16 protein-coding genes are annotated in these 15160 nt (G+C 63.4%); 5 read left to right on the plus strand and 11 right to left on the minus strand.

Annotated features, from left to right (window positions below):
* Window positions 1–163: 163 nt before the first annotated feature.
* Both EAV90_RS07290 and EAV90_RS07295 read right to left on the minus strand, forming a co-directional pair.
* Entirely contained in the window at window positions 164–523 is a 360-nt protein-coding gene (locus EAV90_RS07290; protein WP_129143002.1) for an ASCH domain-containing protein, read from the minus strand.
* A 220-nt stretch (window positions 524–743) separates the two neighbouring features.
* On the minus strand, window positions 744–992 hold the full coding sequence (locus EAV90_RS07295; RefSeq protein ID WP_129143003.1) for a hypothetical protein: 249 nt from the start codon (window positions 990–992) through the stop codon (window positions 744–746).
* Window positions 993–1469: 477 nt separating this feature from the next.
* On the opposite strand from EAV90_RS07295, the gene EAV90_RS07300 reads away from it, so the two are divergent.
* From EAV90_RS07300 to EAV90_RS07310, 3 genes are all read left to right on the plus strand, one after another.
* Window positions 1470–1895: a hypothetical protein gene (locus tag EAV90_RS07300; protein WP_129143004.1), complete on the plus strand. Its 426-nt coding sequence runs from the start codon at window positions 1470–1472 to the stop codon at window positions 1893–1895.
* Between the two features lie 759 nt (window positions 1896–2654).
* Entirely contained in the window at window positions 2655–2888 is a 234-nt protein-coding gene (locus EAV90_RS07305) for a DUF6894 family protein (RefSeq protein WP_129143005.1), read from the plus strand.
* 51 nt (window positions 2889–2939) lie between these two features.
* Complete coding sequence (locus tag EAV90_RS07310; protein WP_129143006.1) at window positions 2940–3140, plus strand: hypothetical protein; 201 nt, start codon at window positions 2940–2942, stop codon at window positions 3138–3140.
* Window positions 3141–3348: 208 nt separating this feature from the next.
* On the opposite strand, the gene EAV90_RS07315 is transcribed toward EAV90_RS07310, so the two are convergent.
* The 6 genes from EAV90_RS07315 to EAV90_RS07340 all read right to left on the minus strand — a co-directional run bounded on the left by EAV90_RS07315 (window position 3349) and on the right by EAV90_RS07340 (window position 6613).
* Window positions 3349–3870, minus strand: coding sequence for a DUF4760 domain-containing protein (locus tag EAV90_RS07315; protein ID WP_129143007.1), 522 nt, complete (start codon window positions 3868–3870; stop codon window positions 3349–3351).
* A 119-nt stretch (window positions 3871–3989) separates the two neighbouring features.
* On the minus strand, window positions 3990–4301 hold the full coding sequence (locus EAV90_RS07320) for a hypothetical protein (RefSeq protein WP_129143008.1): 312 nt from the start codon (window positions 4299–4301) through the stop codon (window positions 3990–3992).
* A gap of 97 nt (window positions 4302–4398) precedes the next feature.
* Window positions 4399–4671 (minus strand): hypothetical protein, encoded by a 273-nt coding sequence (locus EAV90_RS07325; RefSeq protein ID WP_129143009.1) that lies wholly within the window; start codon window positions 4669–4671, stop codon window positions 4399–4401.
* A 10-nt stretch (window positions 4672–4681) separates the two neighbouring features.
* On the minus strand, window positions 4682–4927 hold the full coding sequence (locus EAV90_RS07330) for a hypothetical protein (protein ID WP_129143010.1): 246 nt from the start codon (window positions 4925–4927) through the stop codon (window positions 4682–4684).
* A gap of 142 nt (window positions 4928–5069) precedes the next feature.
* Window positions 5070–5342, minus strand: a complete 273-nt coding sequence (locus EAV90_RS07335) for a helix-turn-helix domain-containing protein (RefSeq protein WP_129143011.1) — start codon at window positions 5340–5342, stop codon at window positions 5070–5072.
* A gap of 158 nt (window positions 5343–5500) precedes the next feature.
* Window positions 5501–6613, minus strand: a complete 1113-nt coding sequence (locus tag EAV90_RS07340) for a tyrosine-type recombinase/integrase (protein ID WP_129143012.1) — start codon at window positions 6611–6613, stop codon at window positions 5501–5503.
* A 218-nt stretch (window positions 6614–6831) separates the two neighbouring features.
* Here EAV90_RS07340 and EAV90_RS07345 point away from each other — a divergent pair, with 218 nt between their 5' ends.
* Window positions 6832–8292, plus strand: coding sequence for a sensor histidine kinase (locus EAV90_RS07345; RefSeq protein ID WP_129143013.1), 1461 nt, complete (start codon window positions 6832–6834; stop codon window positions 8290–8292).
* Window positions 8289–11273 carry a bifunctional [glutamine synthetase] adenylyltransferase/[glutamine synthetase]-adenylyl-L-tyrosine phosphorylase gene (locus EAV90_RS07350; protein ID WP_129143014.1) on the plus strand — a complete coding sequence of 995 codons (2985 nt, stop codon included), beginning with the start codon at window positions 8289–8291 and terminating at the stop codon, window positions 11271–11273. The genes EAV90_RS07345 and EAV90_RS07350 overlap by 4 nt, the downstream gene beginning before the upstream one ends.
* Here the strand turns inward: EAV90_RS07350 and EAV90_RS07355 are convergent.
* From EAV90_RS07355 to fdhF, 3 genes are read right to left on the minus strand one after another with little or no spacing between them, the layout of a single operon-like run.
* Complete coding sequence (locus tag EAV90_RS07355; RefSeq protein WP_162500359.1) at window positions 11233–11463, minus strand: formate dehydrogenase subunit delta; 231 nt, start codon at window positions 11461–11463, stop codon at window positions 11233–11235. The two genes, EAV90_RS07350 and EAV90_RS07355, sit on opposite strands and share 41 nt — an antisense overlap.
* Entirely contained in the window at window positions 11453–12280 is an 828-nt protein-coding gene (gene fdhD, locus EAV90_RS07360; RefSeq protein ID WP_129143015.1) for a formate dehydrogenase accessory sulfurtransferase FdhD, read from the minus strand. The genes EAV90_RS07355 and fdhD overlap by 11 nt, the downstream gene beginning before the upstream one ends.
* Before the next feature lie 4 nt (window positions 12281–12284).
* Window positions 12285–15158, minus strand: a complete 2874-nt coding sequence (fdhF, locus tag EAV90_RS07365; protein WP_129143016.1) for a formate dehydrogenase subunit alpha — start codon at window positions 15156–15158, stop codon at window positions 12285–12287.
* Window positions 15159–15160 lie beyond the last annotated feature (2 nt).

The following is a 15160-nucleotide window of genomic DNA, read 5'->3' on the forward strand; positions in this document are numbered from 1 at the left end:
AGTAACGGCGTGCCCCAGAATGCCAACGGAAATGCCACACTACGTTTTGTGGCTGTGGACACTACGAAGTGTAGCGAGGAGTTGAGATCCGCATGCAGTCACAGGAGAATTCTACGAACGACACTCCGGCCTGCGATACTACGATTTGTAGTGCGAAGAAACTTTAGTCGGAGATCGTGGCGAGCGAGCTGGATCGCGCATATCCGAGCACTTCCAGTAGCTCCGCCGGCGCGCTGCGCAGCGAGAGCGCGCCCTTCCATCTGACGAAGGGCAGCGGTCGCGAGTTGTGGAGCACGAATGCGAAGTGGTTCGGCGCGTACCAGCGGCTCAGATGCGGCCGGACGCAATCGACGATCTCGGTGATGCCGATGACGCCCCCGAGCTGCTGCTCGCACGCGAGACGCACGCCGAAGCGCCTCTCGATCTCGTCCGGCCGGATCGCGTCCGGACGCTGGGTTGCGTGGATCAGGACCGGGCCGCGATAGGTCGTCGCCCAGGAGCGGTTCTCGACGTCCTTGAGCACGGTCGCGCCGGACTGGACGTCGATCCCGCCGGTGATGATGAGAGCCGCCCAGGCTGGCGTATCGAGATTATCTTCATGCCCCGATCAGACTATTGACTGACCTCGCGAAGCCAACGGAAAAGCCGCCGTTCTAACAGCTAAACCAGCAACTTTGGAGCGCACCAGCCGCCCGGAACTCGCTGTGCTGAGGATTAGCCGGCTCGCCTTGGGTTCGCTGTTCTCAGGGATGCAAAGGCGCGCAAAACCAGTCCGCCCCTGCGCGCGAGCGGCTGTCCATTCCCTCTTCGACCCGCGTGCCGTTGAGATAGAGGTACGTGCATCGCTTCCGGTAGGCCGGCTGTCCGTCACTATTGAAGGAGCCGACCATTTCGATTGAGGAGCCCACGTAGACGCCTTGATTGAGAAGATATCCGATCACGAGGACCACGATTAAGCCGAAGAATGCCCAGCCGACTGGTGGTAACTTCATTGCCAGAGCCCCAACCTTTGCGTGTCTTTGGCCGATCGTTGCCGGATCTCTTTCGGCCCGTCAAGTTGTCTGCGCCGTCCGCTCCCCTCAGGGAGAGCTCGTGCCCTTCGCCAAGGCTTCCAGTAGCGCCGCCTTTTTCGCCTCCATGAATTCCACGTAGCGCAGCGACGGATCGACCGCACGCGCGGCTTTGAATGTGTGGTTCAGCTCCCGCAGCTGGCCCTTGGACGCGAGCCTAGCATTGATCTCCGAGACCGGCGCGCGGGTTCTAGGTCTCGTTTTTACGTCGGCTTGTTAGGGAATAACGGACGCGCTGGGGGTAGAGACGACCGCCGCTTGTGACCCAATTGAGACATCGTTCCGCGCGGCCGCCTACTTGCTCGTTCCCGAGAAAAGTTGACCCAGATCAACATGGCTCGCACGAGAGCGCGTTACTTGCGAGCCGGCTCGGGAGGCGTTTACCTGAAGGAGGAGCAAATGAAGCCACTTTCTGAACAACTCGCCGAATTGTCGGTGCACGCAAAAAATACCGAAACTGCCTTTGCTGCCGCACAAAAGGAAGCGCGTGACAAGATCGAAGCGCGGAAAGCAGAGGCGCTTTCGGCTGCAAAGATGGCAGTCGAAAAGGTGAGCCAGCAAATCAAGTCGGTCGGCGAGTCTGCCGGCAGAGACAGGCAAGCGCTGCAAGCAAAAATCACCGCGGACGTGAACACCTTGAAGGCGTACGCGCTCCAGGCAAAGCATGATATCAAGGCCAACCTTGCCGAGGAGCGCGCAACGCTTCTGGAAGAAGACGCCGGTTTCGCGATCGATTACGCCATAGCCTCGGTTGAACAGGCACAACTCGCCGTCCTCGACGCGATCGACGCTCGCCGTGCCGCCGAGCAAGCTAGGCGCAGTTAGCATCAGGAACTCTCCAAACCGAGGCCGCCTCGGTTGGCGGCCTCTTTCATATCGGGCCAAGCTACGACGTCGCCTATTGGGCCCTTTGCGGCTGATCCCGGCACCCGTCTTGAGGTCGGCCGTCACGGGTAGTCCCGGCACGGCCTAGCGCGAACCGCCGCTGATGACCCAGACCTCCGTCCCGACCGCGCGAAACAAGCGTCAGCGCGGCAGATAAGGTCAGTCAACTTGACAGTGGGGCATGGCTAGTTTCGTCGCCTCTTTGCCAATGCTCCGCCTGCTCAGCCAGGCCTTGCTTTAGTAGAGGCTCTGGCGAGCTTTAAGATCGTGGTGAAACAATGCAGCTATCTTTCTGGCGCTTGAAAGGACCCGATGACGGCGACGAGAGGCGCGGGATCGATCAAGGTCAAAGTTGAGGAATCGCTGCTTCGCGGACGGACGATCCGGGGCATTGTGTGAGCTGCTCTGCAAACTTGAAAGCTTCGAGATCATGCTGGCCTCCTGAGCTAAGCTGCTAGGCGCGGTCAACGCCTTGGTTCTCATATCGCAAGAAGCCTGTTTTCGAAATTCCGGTGGGTTGCTTAAGGACATTTGCGAGTGACAGCGTGGGTCGGACGGCTTTGCGCAACTGGAAACACAATTGAGCAGCCCCCCCTTCCGCCTTCTCCGTATATCCCCTTAGGGTATCGACCTGAATTTTCTGATGTTTCTTCTCCTGCTATTGGGTGACCATGCCCTCGGCTGTGTAGGAGTCGGAACATGAAGGACGTCTATTTCCATTACTCCAATGCACGCGGCTTGTTGATTGATCCAAGCGGCACGGCCGTGGACCACTTGGTGGAGGCATGCGAGCGCGCAGATCGTGTAGTGCGGTCGCTCATCATGACAGCGAGCGCGGAAGATTGGCGCGGTTGGGTCCTCCACGTTACCGATAATGACGGCGATCAAATCTTTGACGTGCCGTTCGCAACAGTGCTCGGCAAGCCGCACTAAGAGGGCAAAATGCTTGCGCGCCGCGGGTGTCACTTCAGCGAGGCTTAATTCATGTTGGACGCTGCAACTCTGCGTGAAGATCTTGCCGTTATGGAAAAGCAAATTCAGTTCAATCCCAACGACAACGATCTTATCAACAGATACCTGACATATGCTCGCAAGGTTCGTGAAATTGAATTTCACGAGAACGGTTACGTCACTGCACGGAATCAGCCAACTCAAGGACGCAAGTTTGGAAAATCGTTTGCTTAGACAACTACAATTGGCTCATTATCATAGCTGGCGCGGCGCTCGCCGTAGTAATCCCGCCAAGCCGTCGCTTTGCTGTTCTCGAGTCCGGAATTGGCCCTTAGTGGACGTTCACGCGGGCATCGTTGATGTCTGCTTTTGGGGGCACCGCGACCCCGCCTAACCGCTCGACATCGTCGCGATGCCCACGCGCCGAATTGCGCGCCATCACCTAGCGCATCGCGACGACCCGATTTTTACTGTGCCATTCGTTTACTCTTGCGCTCCACCTCTCGTGCAAGCTCGTCAGCTCAAGGTATGCCGCCCCGTGATTAGGCCGCTGCCTTAGACGCTTGATCAGAACCTCGCACTCGATGCAATGGCGGATCAGAGTATCGGCCCAGAAGTGGTAGGCAACGTCCTCGTCGATGACGCCCTTCCTGATGCCGACGGCGAGAAGCTCGTGGATATTTAAATACGATCTCACGTGAGCGTAGTCGTCGCTGGCCTCAAACCTCGCCATCAGCGTTGAGTTAGCGGTATGCTTTGCCAAAATCAGCGCAGCCGCTTCATACTTCGCATGGGCGGTCAGCATCGGCTGATCCATCTCGGTCTTGATGAAAAAGTCGACGGCCGCTCTGTTCTTCGCGATACTGCGCTGCACTCGGATCGCTCGCATCGCCACGAGGCTAGCTATCAACGCGATGCTCGCCGTTGCTATAGTAGCGTGCGACGCCCACCAGTCCCAATCCATTGTTTCCCCCAAAGCCACCAAAATAGGGTGTATTAAACTCTCGGCACACGTACCATTATCATTTGGTTGGAGGGCTGCCCAAGAGCTCGTATGGATCCGCGCGCCCTCCCAGCTCGGCGCTACACTGGCCCGCAGTTGTCGACGATGACGCGAAGTGATTTGCGCAATGCCTGACAGTCGGCCTCTTGCGGCTGGTAAGTCGCCATGAACAGGGTGGCGCTCTCGACGGTGGTCGAGGGTTGAAACGCCAAGATGATCAATGGCTTTTCGAGCCCCGGTCGGGGCGTGACCTTTTCTAAGATTGAGACGACCCTGGCCCGTTCGAACTCGATGCCAGCTCGGATTGCTCTCTCGACCGCACCTTCAAGGGATCGATCGCGATCGTTGAACACGGCTTGGAGCACTTTCGCGCGCATCTCAGAGAACGTCATGGTTCTTTCTCCGGAAATGGACCGCCGCCGGGCAAAGCCAAGAAAACCCCCCGGCGGCGGTGTCGACGATCTCGCCTGCAACGAGGTCGGTCGAAACTCATCTCTTGCTCGCCGCGAGTGCGGCCGCAGCGCCGGCGCGAAGACCGGCGGCGTGCGCGTCCTTTAGACGTTCGACCGATGCATCAATTTTACCAGAGAGCCGTTCGATCTTGTCGTACTTACTCCACGTCTCCCCGGTCTCCTTGTGAAGCCCGGCGAGCTGCTGGATGACGGTATCGATCGATCCAACCTCGTCAGCTAGGGCATCGAGCCGATGGAGTTTAACAGACCGCCGGGCGCGAGCGCCGCTAAAGGGAATAGGATCAGCCATCGCAAGCGCCTCAGAAAAACTCGGCTTCGTCCGGCACGGGCTCGGCCGCGCGCGCTGTCGGCGCGCGGCTCGGCCCCAGCTCCTGGACCCAGCGAAGCGCCTCGACGAGCTGACGCTCGATTTGGAGGGCCTCGTCGAAAGTCATGCCGCCAGCCAAATCGGCGTGTTGGTGTTGGGCGCAGAAAGCTGCGAGGTCGCGCACCAAGCCGAGCAACTTGCCGGCGCGACGGTACGGGCTGAGGAGGCGTTCGGTCATTCTCTGTCCTCGATCGGTGGGGGAGAGAAGGCGCCCCCAGGCGGGCTTTCCGGACACCTGGGGGCGCTGTGCCGCGCGACGTACTTCCGGCCGCGCGGCGGCTGCGTCACGCCGGAGACTGCGACGGCGCGGCTGCAAACGTTCAGGAGGGTTCGGCTTCTGAGCCGTCCGCGGATTTCGCGTCGGGCAAGCGATCGAGCCACACGCCGATCGCGTCGCGCATGACTAGAAGACGACGCCCGTGCTTCTTGGCGGGGAGAGCCCCCTCGTTGATCGCCTGGCGCGTCGACGTCAGACCGATGCCGGTGAGGGCGCTAACCTCTTCGGGTGAGAGAGCCAGACGCTGCGCGAGCGGCACGGCGTTCTTTTCACGCTGGGCGGGCGGCGCGGACTTTCTTTGACCAAACCTTTTCATGTCGAGACGAGCTTTCTTGACAGCTGACGATATGAGTTACGCTCTAGTGAAGCGAAACTGGTTTGGTTTGCTGATTTGATCTAGTGCAAAAGTGGGTCGAGCCATACGACCCATTTTTGCACTTGACGATGCGAAGCCAACCTCTTCGGTAGGCGTTCTCATAGCTCGGCCTCGTCGCCAACCCGATGAGATAGGCAGAACTCCAAAACCTCGCGGCGGAAGTTATGCTCTCGATCGTCGGCGCCCCAGTTTCGGAAGGTAGTTCGCATGCCGTGCATCGTCGCGGCGAAGCCGGCGCGCTTGATCGCGCCGACCAATGCGTTCGCGCGGAAGGGCTGATGTTCATCGGCGTGGTTCGACGGAAACACGTAGCGGCCAACACGCGGCATCGACTGGATGATGGCGATCGCTGCGTCGGTGAGCGGGACGAGGTGCGGCTTCGGATCAGCCTCGCCCTTGATCTTCATTTTCTCGGCAGGAATGAGCCAGGTCCGCTTTGCGAAGTTGAGCTCGTCCCATTCCATCAAACGGATCTCTTGGCTGCGCGAGCAGCACAGGATGCCGACCTCGACGCAGCGCGCGACCGGATACGGATCGTAGGCCAGCGCGGCCATCAGTGCTGGCGCGCGCTCATAGTTGATCGATGCATGTCCCTTCTTACGATTGAGCTTCCGCGGTGAGGGCAGGAGGTGCTTGAGGTTGTCCCGCCATGCTGCCGGGTTCTCGCCAGTCCGGTGCTTCTCAACCTTCGCGGCGCTCAACACGCGCTCCAGCCGCTCGCGCGTGCGACCGGCGCTGACGGGCTTTTTCCACCAGATCAGCTTGAGCGCCTCGACGACGTGCGTGGTGTCGATCTCGTGAAGCTTCTTGTCGTGGAGCTTGGACAAATCCCGCAGCGATCGCGTCCAGGCCAGCACCTCCTCATCCCGCTCGCTGCGGCCGCGCAGCCACTCGGCCGCCTTCGCCCTCCAATAGCTCTCGAACGTCACGTCGCCCTTCGCGGCGAGCTGCTTCTTGTGGCGGGGATCCACGCCATCCTTTTTCAGCGCGAGGCGGTACTCGCGCGCCTGGTCGCGCGCGGCTGTCAGCGTCAGCTCGCCTGGCTTGTCGCCCACGGTGCCGAACTCCATCATCGCGCGCTTGCCGTCAGGCGCGGTGAACCGGAAACCCCAAACCCGCTCGCCGGTGTCCCTGACGATCAAATAAAGCCCGCCGCCATCGGCGTGGGCCCCAGGTTGCTTCGATTTAACTTGGCTGGAATTGAGTGCCATCCTACCGTTCCCTGCTTACCGCTCGCCGTCACGGATCGTCGCGGGGTGGATGGGCTGATCGCTTACCGTTTTTTGACCACTCCCCCCCGCGCGGCCGGCGATACTGGATGATATCAGACGGGAGCTGGTAGCTGCAAGACTTTGAATTGCCTTGCAAATTCGACACGAGACGACGGCTAGTGATGCTCAGCAACACCTATCATTTGGATACATGATCCGTGACGGCATTCGGTAAACTCGTCCGCACCACGGCGTTCCGGCTGACGCTGGTCTATCTGCTGCTGTTCGCGATGTTCGCGGCCTCGCTGCTCGGCTATTTCGCCTGGAATACACGGCGGCTGATCACCGAGGAAATCACGCAGACGGTCAATTCCGAGACTTCGGAAATCAGCGAGATCTACGATCGCCGCGGCATGTTCAGCCTCGTGCGCACGATCGAGTATCGCGCGCTACGCCCGGGTGCCAACCTCTATCTCGTGACCACGCCGACGGGGCAGGCGGTTGCCGGCAATGTCGGCTCGCTGGCGCCCGGCGTGATGGCGACGCGCGGCTGGTCGGAGACGGCCTATCGACGCCTCGAGGATGCCGATGATCGCGATCATCGCGCTTTGGTGCGCGTCACCGAATTGGAGAACGGCTTCCGGCTGCTGATCGGCCGCGACCTCGCCGAACGGCGGCGCCTGTTCGGCATCGTCGCCAAGGCAGCGCAATGGTCGATCCTGATCGTCGTCGTGCTCGGCCTCGGCGGCGGCATCTTCGTCGCACGCAGGGTGCTGAGGCGCATCGACGCGATGACCGGCACCACGCAGCGCATCATGACCGGAGATCTCAGCGAGCGCCTGCCCGTGGGGCGCAGTGGCGACGAGATCGATCGCCTCGCCGAGAACCTCAACGCCATGCTCGAGCGGATCGAGGCGCTCATGGCGGGTCTGAAGGAGGTTTCCGACAACATCGCCCATGATCTCAAGACGCCGCTGACGCGGCTGCGCAACCGCGCCGAAGAGGCGTTGGCGAGATCAGGCTGCGAGGCCGATTATCGCGCTGCGCTGGAGCGGACCATCGAGGAGTCCGACGGGCTGATCCGGACCTTCAACGCGCTTCTGATGATCGCGCGCGCAGAATCCGGACAGGCGCGCGGCAACATGGACGACTTCGATGCCGCGGAGGTTGCGGAGGGCATCCACGAGCTCTACGAGCCGCTCGCCGAGGAAGACGGCATGACCCTGAAGGTCAAATGCGAGCCGACGCCGGTTCATGCCAATCGCGAACTGATCAGCCAGGCGCTCGCCAATCTCGTCGAGAACGCGATCAAATACGGCAAGCCGGCGGCACAAGCGGCCGGAACCGTGGTCAGCATGGACGCGAGGCAAATCACGATCGAGGCGCGGCGCGAGGGCGACCGGGTGCTGCTCAGCGTGACCGATCGTGGTCCAGGCATCCCCGAAACTGATCGCAAGCACGTCGTCGAGCGATTCGTGCGGCTGGAGGCCAGCCGCACGCTGCCGGGCTCAGGTCTCGGCCTCAGCCTCGCCTCAGCGGTCGCGACGTTGCACGGTGGCGAATTGCGCTTGGGCGATGCCAATCCCGGGCTCGTCGCCACGCTCGTCGTGCCGGCGCGCGCGGGGGCCGGCGACAGGGTTGCTCCGCCGATGCAGGATGTGCCACAGAAGGTGGCATGAACCACTCCGCGCCGGGAAACGCGGACAAGCATGGTGAGAGGCTGGCCGCACGCTTCGCGGAGGCTCCCCATATTGCCGCTTCCACAACCGACGAACGACGTTTCGAAACCTGGCTGGCCGAGCTCGAGCCGGCACAATCGGCACGTCTCGAATCCCTGCTGGTTCATCCATTCGCGCGGGATATCTTGGCCGGGATCGCGGAATTCTCGCCCTATCTGTTCGATCTCGTGCGCGCCGACCCCGCGCGTCTGGTCAGGCTGCTCGAATGCGATCCCGATGTGCACCTGGCGGTGCTGATGGCGGAGGCGAGGAGCGCCGTGCTCGCGGCATCCGATGAAGCCGAGGTGATGCGCCTGCTTCGCCGCATGAAGGCGGAGGCAGCACTGCTGACAGCACTCTGCGATATCGGCGGCGTCTGGCCGGTGATGCGGGTGACGGCGGCGCTGACCGACATCGCGGTATTCTCGGTCCAGGCGGCGCTCCAGTACCTGCTGCGGCAGGAAGCCGCACGTGGCAAGCTCTCACCGCCCGACCCCGAGGCGCCCGAAAAGGGCTGCGGGCTGATCGTGCTGGCGATGGGCAAGATGGGCGCGGGCGAGCTGAACTATTCCAGCGACATCGATCTCATCGTCTTCTTCGATCCCGATGCCACGACGCTGGCGCCCGATATCGAGCCGCAGCCGTTTTTCGTGCGGGTCACACAGGGCATGGCGCGCATCCTGCAGCAGCGCACCCATGATGGTTACGTCTTCCGCGTCGACCTGCGGCTGCGCCCCGATCCGTCCTCGACGCAGGTGGCGATCTCACGGGACGCCGCGCTGAATTACTACGAGCGGGAAGGGCGCACCTGGGAGCGCGCCGCCATGATCAAGGCGCGGGCCTGCGCCGGCGATCCCAGGGCGGGCGAGGCGCTTCTGGCGGAGATCGCGCCCTTTGTCTGGCGCAAGCATCTCGACTTCGCCGCGCTCGCCGACGTCCACGACATGAAGCGGCAGATGCAGACCTATCGCGGCCAGAGCGAGATCGCGGTCGAGGGCCATAACGTCAAGGTCGGGCGCGGTGGCATCCGCGAGATCGAGTTCTTCGCGCAGACCCAGCAGCTGATTGCGGGCGGCCGCCATCCGGAATTGCGGGTGCGGCCGACGCTGAGGGCGCTCGACGTGCTCGCCTCCAGCAACTGGATCACCCTTGCTGCGCGCGACGAGCTGACCACGGCTTACGAATTCCTGCGCCGGGTCGAGCATCGCCTCCAGATGATCGCCGACGAGCAGACCCACACGCTGCCCGAGGACAAGCAAGCGGTCGAGCGCTTCGCATGGTTCTTCGGCTATCCGGATCGCGAAGCCTTTGCGCGCGACCTGCTGCACCAGCTCAAGATCGTCCAGGGTCACTACGAAAAGCTCTTCGAGGGCGACGATCCGACCGGCACCGCCAAGCTGCCGGCGCTCGACTACGGTGCGGGTCCAGACGATCCGCGCCTGCTTCAGCATCTGGCGACGCTTGGCTTCAAGAAGCCCGCCGCCGTCGCGCAAACCGTGTGCGACTGGATCACCGGCGACTACCGCGTGTTCCGCGTTGAGGCGACGCGAAGCGCCTTCTTCGAATTCGTGCCGGCCTTGATCGACGGCCTTGCCCATGCCGAGGATCCGGATCGCGCCGTCGTGGCGTTCGATCATTTCCTCGGGGCGCTCCAGCGCGGCGGCCGGCTGATCACGCTGCTCAGTCAGAACCGGGATCTCGTCGCGCTGGTGGCGCTGGTGCTGGGCGCGGCGCCGCGGCTCGGCGAGATGCTGGCACGGCAGCCGCAGCTCATGGATGGCCTCATCGATCCCCGCTTTTTCGGCGCGATGCCCGACAGGCTGGAATTGTCGGGCCGGCTCGCCGCGACCGTGCAGGATGCCGGCTCCTACGAGGAGTTTCTCGATCGCCTGCGCCTGTTCGGGCAGGAGAGCCTGTTCCTGATCGGCACGCGCATCCTGTCCGGCACCGTCTCGGCGCAGCAGGCGAGCACGGCCTTTGCAGACGTCGCCGAAGGCATCGTCCACACGGTGCATGGCCTCGTCGCCGATCGCTTTGCCGCCCAGCACGGCCGCATCAAGGGGCAGGAGACCGCGATCATCGCGATGGGCCGGCTCGGCAGCCGCGAAATGACGGCGTCGTCCGACCTCGACCTGATCCTGCTCTACGATTTCGACAGCGAGAACCCTGACTCGGATGGGCCGAAGTCGCTGCAAGGTGCGCACTATTTTGCCCGCTTCACCCAGCGCCTGATCAGTGCTTTCACGACGCGGACCAACTACGGCGTGCTCTACGAGATCGACATGCGGCTTCGTCCGTCGGGGCGCGCCGGCCCGGTGGCGTCGAGCCTTGCCTCCTTCGCGGACTACCAGGCCAACGAGGCCTGGACCTGGGAGCACATGGCGCTGACGCGCGCGCGCGTGGTGTCGGCTTCGCCAGAATTCCGGAAACGGATCGAGCGCGTCATCCGCGATGTCCTGACCCGCCGCCGCGACCGCGGGATCATCGCCAACGACGTCGCCGACATGCGCAGCGCGATCGGCCAGGAGAAGGGGGAGGCCGACCACTGGGATCTCAAATACGCCGCCGGCGGCATGATCGACGTCGACTTCATCGCCCAATATCTCCAGCTCGTGCATGCCCACGACAAGCCGGACATTCTCGACGTCAGCACCGTGCAGGTGCTGGAAAACGCATGCAGGCTCGGCGTGCTCGCTCAATCCGAGACCGAGATCTTGCGTGCGGCGGCGCGGCTCTATCATGACCTGACGCAGATCCTGCGGCTCTGCGTCAGCGAGCGCTTCAAGCCGGAAACCGCCGGCACCGATCTCCTGCGCGTCATGGCGCGCGCCGGCGATGCGCCGGACTTCTCGTCGCTGGAGGCGCGGGTGAAGGAAACGCAGAGCGAGGTGCGGCGCGTTTTCAGGATGCTCGTAGGGACGTCGCCTGTTTCAGCGAGGTGAGGGCCTCGCGCACGTTCGGCTCCAGTCCCGCGCCGCCGGCATCGAGATGGGCGAAGATCGCGCGCTTCATCCGCGGATCCCAGAACTTCTTGATGTGCTCGGCAATGCCCGGCACGGCTTTGTCATGCCCCTGGCTCTGGAAGAACTTGCCGATCTGGTTGGCCATGTAGATCAGGCGATCAGGCGACATCGGCAACCTCCTGGGCATGGCGGGCGATGACCCGGTCACCATGCGAGAACACTTCGAACCCGTCCTGCCGGGCGATGGCGATCAGCGTGATGCCGGCAGCTTCCGCCGTGCGCACCGCGAGCGCGGTCGGCGCCGAGACGGCGACCATCACCGGCGCGCCGATCGCGGCGGTCTTCTGCACCATCTCGACCGAGACGCGGCTCGTCAGCAGCATCATGCCGCCGCGCGCATCCGTGCGGCTGCGTGCCAGGGCGCCCGCGAGCTTGTCGAGCGCGTTGTGGCGGCCGACATCCTCGCGCAGCGCAACGATGCCGCCGGCAGGGGACCAGAACGCAGCGGCGTGAACGGCGCGGGTTTGCATGTTGATCGATTGCAGCGGCGCAATGGCCTGCATCGCCGCCATGATCTGGTCCGGCGTGAAGGTCTGACCGCACGGCACGACCGCCGCGGGCCGCACGGCTTCAGCGATGGACTCGATGCCGCAGATGCCGCAGCCGGTAGGACCGGCGACGCGGCGCCGGCGCTCGCTGATGAGTACCGCATCTTCCGGTGCCAGCCACATCCTGAGCTCGATGCCGTCGTCGAGGCGAACAACCTCGAGCGATTTGATGTCGTCGACCGACTTGATGATGCCTTCGTCCAGGCTGAAGCCGACGGCGAAATCCTCCATGTTCTGCGGCGTCCCCATCATGACGGCATAGGTGCCGCCATTATAGGTCAGCGCCAGCGGCGTCTCCTCGGGGATCAGCCGCGTCCCCTCTGATGCGATGCCGTCACGCCAGATCTCGCGGTCGATGGCCTGGACCGGAACGTGCATGCCCTTACTCCGCAGCTTCGGCCGGTACGATGCGACGGGATTGCCGCGCCTGTGCGTCATAGGCCTTCTGCCAATCGGACGGGCCGTTCGAGGGCGAGACCTGCACCGCCGTGACCTTGTATTCGGGACAGTTGGTCGCCCAGTCCGAATAGTCCGTCGTGATGACGTTGGCCTGCGTGTCCGGGTGGTGGAAGGTGGTGTAGACGACGCCGGGCGCGACGCGGTCGGTGATCTCCGCGCGCAGAGTAGTCTCGCCGGCGCGGCTCTTCAGCCGCACCCAGTCGCCGTCGCGCACGCCGCGCTGCTCGGCATCGTGCGGGTGGATCTCCAGCCGATCTTCGCTGTGCCAGATAACGTTGTCGGTGCGCCTGGTCTGCGCGCCGACATTGTATTGGCTGAGGATGCGGCCCGTGGTGAGCAGCAGCGGATAGCGCGGACCGGTGCGCTCGTCCGTCGCGACATACTCGGTCACGACGAATTTGCCCTTGCCGCGGACGAAGCCGTCGATATGCATCACCGGCGTGCCCTCGGGCGCCTTCTCGTTGCAGGGCCACTGCACTGAGCCGAGCTCGTCGAGCTTGGCGTAGGAGACGCCGGCGAAGGTCGGGGTCAGCGCCGCGATCTCGTCCATGATCTCGGAGGGATGGCTGTAGTTCATCTCGAAGCCCATGGCCCTGGCAAGGCCAATGGTGACCTCCCAGTCGGCCATGCCGTTCTTCGGCGTCATCACCTTGCGCACGCGCTGGATGCGGCGCTCGGCATTGGTGAAGGTGCCGTCCTTCTCGAGGAAGCTCGAGCCGGGCAGGAAGACGTGGGCATAGTTCGCTGTCTCGTTCAGGAAGAGGTCGTGGACGATGACGCATTCCATCGCCGACAGCGCAGCGACCACGTGCGAAGTGTTCGGGTCGGACTGGAGAATGTCCTCGCCTTGCACGTAAAGGCCCATGAACGTGCCTTCGACCGCGGCATCGAACATGTTGGGGATGCGCAGGCCGGGCTCGGGGTTGAGCTTGACGTTCCACAGCGCCTCGAACTGGTCGCGCACGGCATCGCCCGATATGTGGCGATAGCCTGGCAGCTCGTGCGGGAACGAACCCATGTCGCAGGAGCCCTGCACGTTGTTCTGGCCGCGCAGCGGGTTCACGCCGACGCCCGGACGGCCGATATTGCCGGTCGCCATCGCAAGGTTCGCGATCGCGATCACGGTGGTCGAGCCCTGGCTGTGCTCGGTGACGCCGAGACCGTAATAGATCGCGCCGTTGCCGCCGGTCGCGTAAGTGCGCGCGGCTTCGCGCAGGACCTTGGGATCGACGCCGGTGAGGATGGCGGTCGATTCCGGGCTATTCTTCGGCTGGGAGACGAAGGCGGCCCACTCCTCGAACTCGCTCCAGTCGCAGCGCTCGCGCACGAAGGCTTCGTTGACGAGGCCCTCGGTGACGATGACATGCGCCAGCGCGGTCATGACTGCGACATTGGTGCCGGGCATCAGGGGCAGGTGCAGCGCCTTCACATGCGGCGATTCCACCATCTCGGTGCGGCGCGGGTCGATCACGATCAGCTTTGCGCCCTGGCGCAGCCGCTTCTTCAGGCGCGAGGCGAAGACGGGGTGTGCGGAGGCCGGGTTGGCGCCGATGATCAGGACGACGTCGGTGTCCTCGACCGAGTCGAAGTCCTGCGTGCCGGCGGAGGTGCCGAAGGTGGTGGCGAGGCCATAGCCGGTCGGCGAGTGGCAGACGCGGGCGCAGGTGTCGACATTGTTGTTGCCGAAGCCGGCGCGGATCAGCTTCTGCACCAGATAGGTCTCTTCATTGGTGCATCGGGACGAGGTGATGCCGCCGATGGCGTCCCGGCCGTATGTCTTCTGGATGCCGCGCATCTTGGCGGCAGCAAAGGAGAACGCCTCGTCCCAGGACACTTCGCGCCAGGGATCCTCGATTCTTTCGCGGATCATCGGCTTGAGAATGCGTTCCCCGTGGTTGGTGTAGCCCCAGGCGAAACGGCCCTTGACGCAGGAATGACCGCGGTTGGCCTTGCCGTCCTTGTAGGGCACCATGCGCACCACTTCCTCGCCGCGCATTTCGGCCTTGAAGGCGCAGCCGACGCCGCAATAGGCGCAGGTGGTGACGACCGAGTGCTCGGGCTGGCCGATCTCGATCACGGATTTTTCCGTCAGCGTCGCGGTCGGGCAGGCCTGCACGCAGGCGCCGCAGGAGACGCATTCGGAGCCCAGGAAGCTCTCGTTCATGCCCGGCGAAACCCGGCTTTCGAAGCCGCGGCCGGAGATGGTCAGCGCGAAGGTGCCTTGCACCTCCTCGCAGGCGCGGACGCAGCGCGAGCAGACGATGCACTTGGATGGATCATAGGTGAAGTACGGGCTGGACTCGTCCTTCGGCATCCAGTGGTCGTTGTCGCAGCCGTGGGTCTTGGCGAAGACGTGGTTCTCGCCCTCATAGCCGTAGCGCACGTCGCGCAGGCCCACGGCGCCCGCCATGTCCTGCAGCTCGCAATCGCCGTTGGCGCCGCAGGTGAGGCAATCGAGCGGATGATCGGAGATGTAGAGCTCCATCACGCCCTTGCGCAGCTTCTTGAGCCGCTCGGTCTGGGTGTGCACGACGAGGCCGGGCATGACGGGCGTGGTGCAGGAGGCCGGCGTGCCGGCGCGGCCCTCGATCTCGACCAGGCAGAGGCGGCAGGAGCCGAATGCGTCGACCATGTCGGTGGCGCAGAGCTTTGGAATCTGGTGGCCGGCTTCCATCGCCGCGCGCATGATCGAGGTGCCCTCGGGCACCGAGATCTCCTTGCCATCGATGGTCAGCGTCACCATCGCTTCCGATTTGGAAGCCGGCGTGCCGAAGTCGATTTCCTCGATCAGAGACATCG

This window comes from Bradyrhizobium vignae (assembly GCF_004114425.1).
Lineage (GTDB): Bacteria > Pseudomonadota > Alphaproteobacteria > Rhizobiales > Xanthobacteraceae > Bradyrhizobium > Bradyrhizobium vignae.

Bases quoted from the DNA above. Each gene is read 5' to 3' on its own strand.
- EAV90_RS07295 (WP_129143003.1), bottom strand. From the start codon at position 992: ATGAAGTTACCACCAGTCGGCTGGGCATTCTTCGGCTTAATCGTGGTC.
- EAV90_RS07300 (WP_129143004.1), top strand. From the start codon at position 1,470: ATGAAGCCACTTTCTGAACAACTCGCCGAATTGTCGGTGCACGCAAAA.
- EAV90_RS07305 (WP_129143005.1), top strand. From the start codon at position 2,655: ATGAAGGACGTCTATTTCCATTACTCCAATGCACGCGGCTTGTTGATT.
- EAV90_RS07310 (WP_129143006.1), top strand. From the start codon at position 2,940: ATGTTGGACGCTGCAACTCTGCGTGAAGATCTTGCCGTTATGGAAAAG.
- EAV90_RS07315 (WP_129143007.1), bottom strand. From the start codon at position 3,870: ATGGATTGGGACTGGTGGGCGTCGCACGCTACTATAGCAACGGCGAGC.
- EAV90_RS07320 (WP_129143008.1), bottom strand. From the start codon at position 4,301: ATGACGTTCTCTGAGATGCGCGCGAAAGTGCTCCAAGCCGTGTTCAAC.
- EAV90_RS07325 (WP_129143009.1), bottom strand. From the start codon at position 4,671: ATGGCTGATCCTATTCCCTTTAGCGGCGCTCGCGCCCGGCGGTCTGTT.
- EAV90_RS07330 (WP_129143010.1), bottom strand. From the start codon at position 4,927: ATGACCGAACGCCTCCTCAGCCCGTACCGTCGCGCCGGCAAGTTGCTC.
- EAV90_RS07335 (WP_129143011.1), bottom strand. From the start codon at position 5,342: ATGAAAAGGTTTGGTCAAAGAAAGTCCGCGCCGCCCGCCCAGCGTGAA.
- EAV90_RS07340 (WP_129143012.1), bottom strand. From the start codon at position 6,613: ATGGCACTCAATTCCAGCCAAGTTAAATCGAAGCAACCTGGGGCCCAC.
- EAV90_RS07350 (WP_129143014.1), top strand. From the start codon at position 8,289: ATGAACCACTCCGCGCCGGGAAACGCGGACAAGCATGGTGAGAGGCTG.
- EAV90_RS07355 (WP_162500359.1), bottom strand. From the start codon at position 11,463: ATGTCGCCTGATCGCCTGATCTACATGGCCAACCAGATCGGCAAGTTC.
- fdhD (WP_129143015.1), bottom strand. From the start codon at position 12,280: ATGCACGTTCCGGTCCAGGCCATCGACCGCGAGATCTGGCGTGACGGC.
- fdhF (WP_129143016.1), bottom strand. From the start codon at position 15,158: ATGTCTCTGATCGAGGAAATCGACTTCGGCACGCCGGCTTCCAAATCG.